The sequence below is a fragment of the Aquamicrobium sp. NLF2-7 genome, assembly GCF_022359935.1.
Classification (GTDB): domain Bacteria; phylum Pseudomonadota; class Alphaproteobacteria; order Rhizobiales; family Rhizobiaceae; genus Mesorhizobium; species Mesorhizobium lusatiense.
On sequence record NZ_JAKSED010000003.1, the window covers coordinates 353,891 to 364,859 of the forward strand.

General features: G+C 63.7%; 12 protein-coding genes and 2 pseudogenes. 6 read left to right on the plus strand and 8 right to left on the minus strand.

From position 1 onward, the window contains the following. From MIC97_RS20120 to MIC97_RS20140, 5 genes are read right to left on the minus strand one after another with little or no spacing between them, the layout of a single operon-like run. A complete protein-coding gene (locus tag MIC97_RS20120; RefSeq protein ID WP_239801491.1) occupies positions 1–906 on the minus strand; it encodes an Ldh family oxidoreductase in 906 nt (301 codons plus the stop codon). Continuing rightward, positions 903–1,625, minus strand: coding sequence for a GntR family transcriptional regulator (locus MIC97_RS20125; protein WP_239801492.1), 723 nt, complete (start codon positions 1,623–1,625; stop codon positions 903–905). The genes MIC97_RS20120 and MIC97_RS20125 overlap by 4 nt, the downstream gene beginning before the upstream one ends. 21 nt (positions 1,626–1,646) lie before the next feature. Beyond that, the gene (locus tag MIC97_RS20130) at positions 1,647–2,474 is read right to left on the minus strand and encodes an ABC transporter permease (protein ID WP_183832090.1); all 828 of its coding nucleotides are present in this window, start codon (positions 2,472–2,474) and stop codon (positions 1,647–1,649) included. 2 nt (positions 2,475–2,476) lie between these two features. Then, positions 2,477–3,271, minus strand: a complete 795-nt coding sequence (locus MIC97_RS20135; protein ID WP_239801493.1) for an ABC transporter ATP-binding protein — start codon at positions 3,269–3,271, stop codon at positions 2,477–2,479. A gap of 8 nt (positions 3,272–3,279) precedes the next feature. Then, positions 3,280–4,299: an ABC transporter substrate-binding protein gene (locus MIC97_RS20140; RefSeq protein WP_239801494.1), complete on the minus strand. Its 1,020-nt coding sequence runs from the start codon at positions 4,297–4,299 to the stop codon at positions 3,280–3,282. A gap of 140 nt (positions 4,300–4,439) precedes the next feature. Between MIC97_RS20140 and MIC97_RS20145 the strand changes: the two genes are divergently transcribed. Both MIC97_RS20145 and MIC97_RS20150 read left to right on the plus strand, forming a co-directional pair. Beyond that, positions 4,440–4,742 (plus strand): hypothetical protein, encoded by a 303-nt coding sequence (locus MIC97_RS20145; RefSeq protein WP_239801495.1) that lies wholly within the window; start codon positions 4,440–4,442, stop codon positions 4,740–4,742. Between the two features lie 12 nt (positions 4,743–4,754). Next, positions 4,755–5,822 carry an acyltransferase gene (locus tag MIC97_RS20150; protein WP_239801496.1) on the plus strand — a complete coding sequence of 356 codons (1,068 nt, stop codon included), beginning with the start codon at positions 4,755–4,757 and terminating at the stop codon, positions 5,820–5,822. 59 nt (positions 5,823–5,881) lie between these two features. On the opposite strand, the gene MIC97_RS20155 is transcribed toward MIC97_RS20150, so the two are convergent. The 3 genes from MIC97_RS20155 to MIC97_RS20165 form a co-directional block, all read right to left on the minus strand. After that, positions 5,882–6,154 (minus strand): helix-turn-helix domain-containing protein, encoded by a 273-nt coding sequence (locus MIC97_RS20155; RefSeq protein WP_239801497.1) that lies wholly within the window; start codon positions 6,152–6,154, stop codon positions 5,882–5,884. Between the two features lie 96 nt (positions 6,155–6,250). After that, a complete protein-coding gene (locus tag MIC97_RS20160; protein WP_239801498.1) occupies positions 6,251–7,057 on the minus strand; it encodes an SDR family oxidoreductase in 807 nt (268 codons plus the stop codon). Position 7,058: 1 nt separating this feature from the next. Next, positions 7,059–7,583 carry a hypothetical protein gene (locus MIC97_RS20165; protein ID WP_239801499.1) on the minus strand — a complete coding sequence of 175 codons (525 nt, stop codon included), beginning with the start codon at positions 7,581–7,583 and terminating at the stop codon, positions 7,059–7,061. Between the two features lie 527 nt (positions 7,584–8,110). Between MIC97_RS20165 and MIC97_RS20170 the strand changes: the two genes are divergently transcribed. The 4 genes and pseudogenes from MIC97_RS20170 to MIC97_RS20185 all read left to right on the plus strand — a co-directional run. Continuing rightward, positions 8,111–9,409, plus strand: a complete 1,299-nt coding sequence (locus MIC97_RS20170) for a PLP-dependent transferase (protein WP_239801500.1) — start codon at positions 8,111–8,113, stop codon at positions 9,407–9,409. A gap of 30 nt (positions 9,410–9,439) precedes the next feature. Then, a pseudogene (locus MIC97_RS20175) lies at positions 9,440–9,499 on the plus strand (hypothetical protein); the annotation flags it as partial. Between the two features lie 20 nt (positions 9,500–9,519). Continuing rightward, complete coding sequence (locus MIC97_RS20180) at positions 9,520–10,473, plus strand: ABC transporter substrate-binding protein (RefSeq protein WP_239801752.1); 954 nt, start codon at positions 9,520–9,522, stop codon at positions 10,471–10,473. A 25-nt stretch (positions 10,474–10,498) separates the two neighbouring features. Further along, positions 10,499–10,969 (plus strand): annotated as a pseudogene (locus MIC97_RS20185) (hypothetical protein); the annotation flags it as partial.

Below are 10,969 nucleotides of genomic sequence, written 5' to 3' on the forward strand. Positions count from 1 at the left end.
TCACCGTGTGTTCATGCGCGCGAGATGGGCGTCGAAGCGCCGGGCAAAGTCGTCGTCCAGAACGGTGTCCGGCAACACCGCGCCGCCGCGCGGCCAGTAGCCGCCGCCGCCGGTCCAGTCGCTTTTCAGGGCGGCAAGCTTTTCCTGCCAGCCGGTGCGTTCTTCCGCGGCTCCCGGATCAAAGGCGAGGAGGAAGACGCCGCGCCCCTTCGGATCGCCCCGCCCGGCACCGGCGACGCCGGCCATCAGTTCGACGACGAGGCCGAGCAGCGAGCCGATCTGGCCGCCGCGCGGCAGCAGCGCGGCCACCTCGGCGGCAATGGTGGTGGGCCTGCCTTCGCCGTCAACCGCGATGCCTTCGCGCAACGGCGTGCCATCGGTGCGGGCGTTGCGGATGTCGGCCATGGTGGCGGAACTGCTGGCAATGTCGATGATCACGCGGTCATCGCCGTGGCCCATGGCCAGCGCGAAGGGGTTGGTGCCGATCACCGGTCGCGCGCCGCCATGCGGGGCCACGAAAGGCGGACCCTCGGCCCCCGCCATCCCGACAAGGCCGGCATCGGCCAGATGGCGCACGAACGGAGCGAGGCGGCCAAAACCCCGCACGCCGCGCAGGAAGACGGCGGCGATGCCCAGCCGGCGCGTGGCCTCGGCCAGGTCGAGCGTGGCGCTGGCGACGGCGAGCGGCGCAAAGGAAGCGGAACAGTCGAGCCAGCTTACGGCCTGCGGCGCGACGGCCTCCGGCACGGCAGAGGCTTGCGCCGTCCACTCGTCGAGCATGGCGATGCCGAAGCGCGGCAGGCCGAGCGCATCGGCCTCGACCAGCGCCGAGGCTGCAAGCTTCGCAGCCGCACTGCCGCCCAGAGCCGCCGACAGGCGCTCCACAGCATCCTGAACCCGGATCATTCGCCTGCGCTCCGCCCGGTGCCGCCGGTCTGGATTTCGTTCTGGGAGAGATAGCCCAGCGTCATCAGGCGCTCGATCAGGAATTCCCGGCTGCTCCTGATATGGGCGGTCTCGATCGCTGCCGCGCGCTCGCCGTCACCGGCCTCGATGGCATCGACCAGCGCCGTATGCTCGTCGGAATGCTCGCCGGTCTTGACGGTGAAATCGATGGCGAAGCGCAAAAGCCGCTCCAACTCGTCGAACAGGTTCTCCGAAAGGGCGACCACGCGCCGGTTGCGGCTGCAACGGGCAATGGCGATGTGGAAGCGGCGCGCGACCTGCTGCATGGCGCCGATGTCGAGCGGCGCGGCGTATTCCGAAACGATCTGGCGCAGCGCCGCGATGTCGGCGCTGGTGGCGTAGCGGGCCGCCTGCCTTGCCGCGTGCGGCCCGATCGCGGCGCGCAGGTCGAGGATTTCATGCACGGCCTGAAAGGTGATGGGGGCGACGCGATAGCCGCTGCGCGGCAGGATCGCGACCAGCCCGTCGGCGGCAAGCTTCTGCATGGCATCGCGCACCGGCGTCTTCGAGACCTCGTAGCGCTGGGCGATCGAAGCCGCATCGAGCGTCGTCCCCGGCGCGATCTCGCAGCGCATGATCTCCTGCCGCAGCGCAGCATAGATGCGCTCCGAAACAGGTGCATTTGCGGTGGGGATGGGGTCAGCGGCGTCGATGGTCATGGGCTTGCGATCCTCAGCCCGTCAATGCCTGGCCCAGGGCACGAACCGCCGCTCCAGCGCCTCAAGCGCCAGAATGGTGAGGTAGCCCATGACCGAGATCACCACGATGCCGACGAACATGCGCGAGACGGCGAAGGTCTGCCACGATGCCCAGATGAAAAAGCCGACACCGCTGCGCGCGCCGAGGAATTCGGCGGCCGCTATGATGATGTAGGAGGAACCGGCCGCGAGCTTCAGCCCGGTGAAGATGCTGGGCAGCGCGGCGGGAAAGGCGACGCGCCAGAAGGTCTGGAAGCGGGTGGCGCCGGCGTTCCTTGCCACATCCATGTAGATCTGCGGCGTCTGCATCACCCCACCCATGGTGTTGTAGAACATCAGGAAGAACACGCCGATGGCGATGACCACGAATTTCGAGGCGTCGCCGACACCGAAGATCAGCAGGATCAGCGGCAGGATGGCGATTTTCGGCACGGGATAGAGCGCCGCGAAGATGGGGCCGAGCACGCGGCGCACCGGCTGCGACAGTCCCAGGATGAGCCCGATGACGATGCCGGGAACCGCGCCCATGAGATAGCCGATGCCCACCCGTCGCAGCGTCGCGCCGATGTGCTGGAACAGCTCAAGGCTGACGATCATGCGCCATGCCGTATCGGCAATGGCGCTGGGTGCGGGAAAGAAGCGCCGGTCGATGAGGTTGAACTGGCTGGAAAGCTCCCACAGCAGCAGGAGCAGCAGCGGGCTGAAATAGGAGGCGATGCGGAAGATCCGCTCGCGGCGGGCGGGTGCCTTGAGCCTGCGCCATTCGTCTTCGGTCAGATGGACGGAGGTTTTGGTGGAAACAGCGCTCATCTTCATGCCTCCACGGGCGAGGCCAGCAGGCGCCAGACCTCATAGGTCAGATCCCAGAAGCGCTTGTCGCGGCGCATCTCGACCACATCGCGCGGGCGCTCGAACGGCACGCCAAGGTCGGCCACCAGCCGGCCGGGACGCGGCGACATGACCAGAACGCGGTCGGCCAGCGTCAGCGCCTCATCGACGCTGTGGGTGATGAAGACGACGGTCTTGCCGGTGGTTTCCCAGATGCGCAGCAGTTCCTGCTGGAGCACGAGACGGGTCTGCTCGTCGAGCGCGCCGAAGGGTTCGTCCATCAAAAGGATTTCGCGGTCGTCGACCAGCGCGCGGGCAACCGAGACGCGCTGCTTCATGCCGCCGGAAAGCTGGTGCGGGCGGGCCGTCGCGAATTCGGTGAGGCCGGTGAGCGCCAGCATGTCGCGCACGCGGGCTTCTTTTTCCGCGCGGGCAACGCCCTTGAGGCTCAAAGGAAAGGCGATGTTTTCCGACACCGTCAGCCACGGCAAAACCGACGCTTCCTGAAACACCATGGCCGGCGGCGTGGCGCTGTGCAGCTTCACCGTGCCGCTGAGCTCTTCCTCAAGGCCGGCAAGAATGCGCAGCACCGTGGTCTTGCCGCAACCGCTGGGTCCCACGATGCAGACGAATTCGCCGCGCTTGACGGAAAAGCTGACGTCGGAGACGGCCACGGTCACGCGGTCGCCTTCGCTGTCGTAGAAGGCCTTTGTCAGGTGGCTGACCTCGACCGCCGGTTTCGTTTCCTGCGCCGCCGCCGGGCGTGCTGCCTCATCCATCGCTGGCCTCACGGCTTGCTTGCGAGCAGGTCGTTGGCACGCTTGAGAAGATCGACGCGGTAGACGCTTTCGATGTCCACCGGACCGTCATATTCGAGCGCGCCGCGCTTGCGGAAGAATTCCTCCTGCTCGCGCACCGAGGCCATGTCGATGGCGCCGTCCTCCGAGCGCACGGTGTAGGGAATGCCGCGCAGGGCGTCGGGCTCGGTGCCGGTGTATTTCGCTACGACGTCGAGGATCTTCGCGTCCTCCCATCCGCCATTGTCGAGCAGGCGGGCGGCCTTGAGATAGGCGGCCATGAACTTCACCACCGCATCCTCGTTTGCGGCGACGAAATCCTGGTTGAAGGCGATCAGGCCGAGTTCGGTGCCGAAAGTGTGGTCCTCGACCAGACGGCGGCCAAGACCCTGCTTTTCCAGCTGGCCGGCGAAAGGCTCGATGCTCCAGCCGGCATCCAGCGCGCCATTGGCGAAGGCGGCGGCGGTCGCGGGCGGCGGCAGGAAGACCGGCTCGACGTCGTCGAAGGTCAGGCCGCCCTTTTCGAGCGCCTTGCCGACGGAGAACATGCCGAAGCCGCCGGGACCGGGAATGCCGATGCGCTTGCCCTTGAGGTCGGCGACGGAGCGAACGCCGGCATCCCAAGCGGTCTGCGAAACCATGAAAGGCGAGGGGGAAGGCACGGTCGAAGGCATGCGGGCCGAGGTGGCGATGATAGCGACGGTGGCGCCGCGATCCAGCGCGTTGAACAGGCTGGAGGCCCAGGTGGCGGCACCGGCTTCGATGTTGCCGGAAGCGAGCATCTGGATGGTTTCGGCCGTGTCGCCCTTCGGCGAGAGCGTCACGTCGACGCCGAAGTCGTCGAAGTAGCCAAGCTCCTCGGCGACGAAGAAGGGCGCATAGTCGGCATAGGGCGAATAGAGGAATTCGATCTTCGGCAGGTCCTGCGCGAAGGCCGGGACGGCGAACGAGCCCGCCAGAGCCGCTGCGGCAGCGGCTGCGATGAGATCACGACGGCTGATTGATGACATGCGCGAGACTTCCTTTCGTGCGCCAGTGCGTCCTTGCGGCGCCGGCATCCCACATCCCGTCACGGCCCGGAGGCGAAGACCTTTCGCGCGTGATCAGATGGTCCAACCGGACACTGTGATGTAACTCTGATGCATCAGTCTTGCAACCAGATATTCCAAAGCAATGGCTGCTTGGGTCTGGTATGCAGGATGAGCCTGCCTTGTTTTCGGCCCTGCTCTTGCAACAGGCCGCTATCTGGCTGGAAGAGTGCTTGCCACGGAAGGAAAAACCTTCTGTTCTTTTGCTCAGGGCGGAAATTTATTCCGGCCTGAGCGTGAAAGATTTTCACCCGATCGACAGTCAGACCTTAAGGGTTTGCGCGTATGGAAAGCAGCAACGGCCTGTTGTGCGATCTGTGCGGTGCCTGCGGCGGCAGGCGGAAGGCGCCGGCCACCCGCAATGATGTGAGGGGAACGTGAAGAAGCTTTATTCGGTCCAATATCTTCGCGCCTGCGCCGCGCTGCTGGTTCTGTTCGCGCATGCGTTTTCCCACCAGATTGGTGCGGACGATCCCGTGATCGTCGCCGCGGGTCGTCTGGGCGTGATCCTGTTCTTTGTGATCAGCGGCTTCATCATGGTGTATATTTCGGGAAGCGGCCCCTTTTCCGCGCCGGTGTTTCTGAAGCGACGGGCCATAAGGATTGTGCCGCTTTACTGGATTTTCACCACCCTTGCGGCGCTGCTGGCCGCCCTTGCGCCGGACCTTTTCCAGACAACCGTCTTTACATGGTCCCATTATCTCCAGTCGCTCGCCTTCATCGTTCACGAAGCGCCCGAACGAGGCGGCGCGAGCCCGATTCTGTCTCTCGGATGGACCCTCAACTACGAAGTCTATTTCTATATCGTGTTCGCGGCGCTGGCGTTTCTTAGCCTGAGCGCGCGCGTCTATGCGCTGACGGTCTTTTTCGTCGCGATGTGGCTGGCGGGACTGCTGCTTGCGCCCTCCAGCCCTGTCCTTGAATTCTATCTGGGGGTATCGCCGCTGGCATTCGTCATCGGCGCATGGATTGGCCGGCGATATCTCGATGGCGGTTTTGCTTCCGAAGCGGGGCACGTCCGGCTGCTGGCATTGGTGGCCATAGCCGGCGTGGCAATTGTCTTCGTTGATGACGGCACACCGCTCCTGAAACAGATCGGCTTTGCCGGACAGGTTCTGTGGGCGGCAAGCCTGCTGTTGCTTGGCCTCATTCTGGAGCCGAAGATCAGGCATCTGAAGCTGCTCGAACAGCTCGGCGATGCTTCCTACGCCCTTTACCTGTCGCATATCTTCGTGATCGGTGCCGTGGCCTATCTTGCAAGACGCTTCGTCGGCTATGAGCATCCCGCCACGGTGTTTCTGGTCTCTCTGGTCAGCATCGTGACGGCATGCATCGCCAGTCTGGTGATCCATGAGCTTGTCGAGAAGCCGGTGCTTCGCATCCTGAACGGCAGGAGAAAGGTGAAGGGCGCCGCCCATCCTCATGCCGCTACAGGCAACAGGTAGAGACGCTTCCGGGGCCTGCATTGCAGGGCCGGGGCCTTCAGGGCAAAAGGCTTGTCCCGCTATGGTGCCGACAGCGCCCGCTCAACGGCTTCAGGTTCGTTGCGGATGATCGTAAGAAGGATACGCGAGGGAGCATCGACCGGCGAGCGACCCTGCTCCCAATCCCGGATGCGGCCGAAGGAAAATCCGTATCGGGCAGCAAATTCCTTCTGGGACAGCCCCGTTTGCCTGCGAATAGCGCGCACGTCCACCTGCGGTGGGATGTGAACTCGGTAATCACTGGCGCCGTCTTCGCCACCGGCAAAGGCAAGCGCTTCGCATGCACCCTGCAAAATTCGTGATCCGGCACCGTCCCCTATCGTTCGCCGGCGAAACAGGTTGCGGAAGGAAGAGCATAATGGCGGCGCTCGCCCCTCCGCTTTGCGGGTTCAGCGGGTCAGCAGCCCTGCATCGAGCACGAAGCCGGAACCGGTCACGAATCGGCTCTTTTCGCTGGCCAGAAACAGCACCGCTTCGGCCACGTCTTCCGGCTCGATCCACGGCACAGGCAGGAGATTGCCGGCTGAACGCTCCGCGATTTCTTCCGGCGTCGCGCCTTCCATCGCCGCCAGCCCGTCATTCATGGGCGTGTTGACGCCGGTGGGGTGGACGGTGACGACGCGGATGTTGTCGGGCGCCAGCTCGATGGCCAGCGACTTCGCCAGCCCGACGAGACCGAACTTCGACGCCGAGTAATGCGACAGCCGGTTGAGGCCGCGCAGGCCGGCAATCGAGGAATTGAACAGGATGACGCCGCTGCCACGCGCCTTCAGGTGCGGTATGGCATGCTTGGCGACCAGCCAGTTGCCCTTGAGGTTGATGTCGAGAACGGCATCCCATTCGTCCTCGCTGAGTTCATGGGCGAGCCCATATGCCGCGATGCCCGCATTGCCGAACACGATGTCGAGGCCGCCGAAGACTTCCACCGTGCGTTCGATCGCGGCGCGCACGTCGTCCTGCCTGCGCACGTCGCCGGTCACGGGCAGGAAGGCGCCGCCTTCGGCTGCGATTTCGCTCTGCACGCGAGCGAGCGCTTCCGATGCCTCCGTGACATAGGCAGGGTAACCCGGTTTGCTGCCGAGGTCGAAACCTGCGACCCATGCGCCCTCGCGGGCGAAAGCGAGCGCTGCGGCCTTGCCCTGTCCGTTGGCCGCGCCGGTGATGAAGACGACCTTTCCGTCGAAGCTGCCGGCCATGTCAGGCTTTCCTGTAGGGTTCGAGTTCGGGATCGGGGCTGACCTCCACGACATTGTTGAAGATGTTGGTGGCAATCATCAGCCCGGCAAAGGCCACCAGATCGACCCGCGTCTTCTCGTCGTAGCGCTCGCTGATCCTCGCCCATATGTCTGGCGGCACCGCATTGGAGTTGCGCGCAATCGCCTGTCCGAAATCGATCAGCAGCTGTTCTTCCTCGTCCGGCTGGAATTCCTCCGGCGAGAAACCCGCATCGATCAGCGCACGGCGGAAGAAGAGGGTGCAGATCAGGCAGTCGGTGGCCGCGGAAATGGCATGCGAGTAGAGCCAGAACGCCCGGTCCGGCAGCACCTTCGCAAGCTCGTCGCGCAGCGTGTACCATTCCATATAGGCCCGGTAGGCCGGAGGCGAATGCAGGAGCGTGCGCTTCATGTTGGTGACATGGCCGCGCGCGCGAACCTCCTCGTCATGCGCCTCCCGGATGTCGGGTGCGGCCGTCGCGTAATCGATCTGGCTGATGTGTGGCATCGATGCTCTCTCCTTGTGCGGGGCATTCTAGCCCCGGTGACGGCATCTCCCGAGCAAGCCACCGCTCGCTGCCTTGTCCGTTTGGGGAAAAATTCTCCGGGCGCGCGCACTTCCCCGCACGTCGTTTCCCCGCAGCGGAAAACGGATTTGCTTCGCCTTCTGGCGACGGCGGGTGAAATTTTCCCTTCTCGCGGGGTGCTTTGGTTTTCGCAGGCTTAAAAGATGCGCTGCTTTGTGTGATCGTAATGCAAGTCAACGCAATGAGCATCCGGCAATGAGCGGTTTTATTAAGCGAATATATTCTGCGCTTGTAAGCAGTTTGGAAATTGAATCTTCCAAACGTGACGAATGTCGGTGCTCATTCGGTGATGAATTACATTCATCAGATATAAATTTTCTTATTTCCAGTCAGGACGGATCTCAGATCCTGCACACGTTTCTGGAGCCTGAGCCGATCATCTGGACGGTCAGCCCACGCTTTTCGCGACCTGCCTGAACTTTCCCATCCGAAAAATACGAAGAAGATCATGAGCATTGAAAATCTGAAGCCTGAGACTCTGGCCCTGCACGGCGGCACCTATCGGTCCGATTCCGCCACCGGCGCGGTTGCAGTGCCGATCTATCAGACCACGTCCTACCAGTTCCGGGACACCGATCATGCCGACAAGCTGTTCTCACTGGATGAGGATGGCCATATCTACACCCGCGTTTCCAACCCCACTCAGGATGCCTTCGAGCAGCGGCTGGCGGCTCTGGAGGGTGGTGCTGCGGCGCTGGCGGTGGCGTCCGGCCAGACGGCATCGGCCTACTCCATCCTCAATCTTGCAGGCGCCGGCGACAATGTGGTGAGCGCCACAGATCTCTATGGCGGCACATGGGCGCTGTTTGCCGCAACGCTGAAGCATTTCGGCGTCGAGGTTCGTTTCGTCGACCCTTCCGATCCGGAGAATTTCCGCCGGGCGACGGATGAGCGCACCAAAGCCTATTATGCGGAATCCCTGCCCAATCCGAAGCTCAACGTCTTCCCGATCCGCGAAGTGGCGGATATCGGGCGCGAACTCGGCGTGCCGCTGATCGTCGACAACACGGCCGCTCCGCTGATCATCCGGCCTCTGGAGCATGGTGCCGCGGCTGTCGTCTATTCGGCCACCAAATATATTGGCGGTCATGGCACCTCGATCGGCGGCGCCATCGTCGATGGCGGCAACTTTCCGTGGGAGGAGCATGCCGGACGCTTCCCCACGCTGAACCAGCCGGACCCCAGCTATCACGGCAAGGTGTGGGTGGAGGCGGCAAAGCCTCTCGGGCCGGTCGCCTATGTGCTGCGCGCCCGCACCGTGCTGTTGCGCGACGTGGGCGCCGCCATCAGCCCGTTCAACGCCTTCCAGCTCATTCAGGGGCTGGAGACGCTGCCGCTGCGCATCCGCCAGCACAACGAGAATGCCGTGAAGGTGGCCGAATACCTGCAAGGCCACCCCAAGGTCTCGAAGGTCATCTTCCCGCGTTATGCGACCGGCGAGGAAAAGCGGCGGGCCGAGGCCTATCTGAAGCCCGGAAGCTATGGCGCGCTGCTCGGCTTTGAGCTGAAGGGCGGGCGCGAGGCGGGGCGCGGCTTCATCAACGCGCTTCAGCTTTTCTATCACGTCGCCAATATCGGCGATGCGCGTTCGCTGGCCATCCACCCGTCCACCACGACGCATTCGCAGCTTTCGGAGGAAGACCAGCTCGCGACGGGCGTGACCCCCGGCTATGTGCGCCTGTCGATCGGCATCGAGGATGCGGACGATCTGATCCGCGATCTTTCGCAGGCTCTGGAACAGGCCTGAGCAGCTTCACAAAAATCGAGAGGGACGGTTATGAGCGGCACATCCGAAATCGGGGCGAAAGGCATCTCCCGCCGGAAATTCCTTGGCGCGGCGGGGGCGCTGGGCGCGGCGTGGCAGCAGGTGGCGTGCTGTCGCGCCCGTCGCCGGGCTTTGCCACGGCGGGCAATTCCACGAAGATCAGGCTGTCATGGACCGAGTTCGCGGCCTGCCACTCGCCTGTCGCCTATGGCGTGTCGGAAGGGGTCTATGCAAAGCACGGGCTCGACGTGGAGCTGTTTTATCAGGGGGCCAGCGGGCAGACGCTGATCCAGTCCATCGCCACCAACAAGACCGATGCCGGGGCGGGCCTGCTTTACGACTGGGTCAAGCCACTGGAGCAGGGGCTGGACGTAAAACTGTTCGTCGGCTCGCATGGCGGCTGCACGCGGCTGCTGGCCTCGAAATCTTCCGGCATCACAAGGCTGGAAGACCTGAAGGGAAAGAAGATCGCTTCCTACGATGTGGCGAGCCCGCCCAAGCACTCGTTTCAGGTGGCGCTGGCCAAGGCAGGGCTCGATCCCGAGCGCGACGTGGAATGGCTGAATGTGCCGTTCGATCTGGTCGGCGAGGTGGTGGGGCGTGGCGAGGCCGATGCGCTCGCCCATCTCGATCCATGGGCCTATGCGCACAAGAAGAAATTCGACCTGCATGAGGTCTACAACACGCAAAGCGGCGTGTTCGAAGGCGCAGTGTGCTGCGTTCTGGGCGTCAACTCGAATTTCCTTGAAGCCAATCGCGATGCCGTGCGCCGGCTGGCGGAGGCCAATATCGAGCTGCATGAATTCGCCGCCGCCAATCCCGACAAGGTGGCCGACTGGTTCGTGAAGAACCTCAATCCCGGCTTTCCGCTGCAGGACATTCACGACAACATCGCCTCGTGGGACCTGCACAATCACCCGGTCGGCAAGGAACTGGTGGAGCAGGTGAAGTGGGCTGCGGATGACCTTTCGCTGATCAGGGTGCTTGATCCGACCACCGACAGCCGCGAACTGGCCGATCGCGTCACCATCGACATTCTGGCCTGAGCAAGGAGCCGGGAAATTGAGCAGCGTGACGGAAAACGCGCGGTCCGACGGTTATGGAAGCGCTGTAGATGCCCGGCAGCTGTGGTGGCCGGGCTTCTATGCTGCTGCGGCCTGGCTGCTGGCGGCGGCGATCACCATTGGGCTCCCCGACGTCGTGCCATGGGGCAGCGCCAATATCTTTGCCGGACTGCTGGTCGGCGGGGCCGGAATTTTCGCCCTGCTCGGCTTCGGTATTGATCGGCTTGGCCGGGCGCGTGATCCGATCGCCTGGTATGGCCCATGGGCGATCGCGCTGGGGATCTGGTTCGCGCTCTGGGAACTGATCACCGCCAAGCTCGGCTGGATGCCCAAGCCGTTTTTCTCGCCACCGCACGGCCTGCTGCACGTCTATATCGTGGACTGGGAGCGCATCCTGATCTGCATCGCCTACACGGCGCGGCTGTGGTCGATCGGCTTCTTCTCAGGGATTGCCGTCGGCTTTGTGATCGGTGTTTGC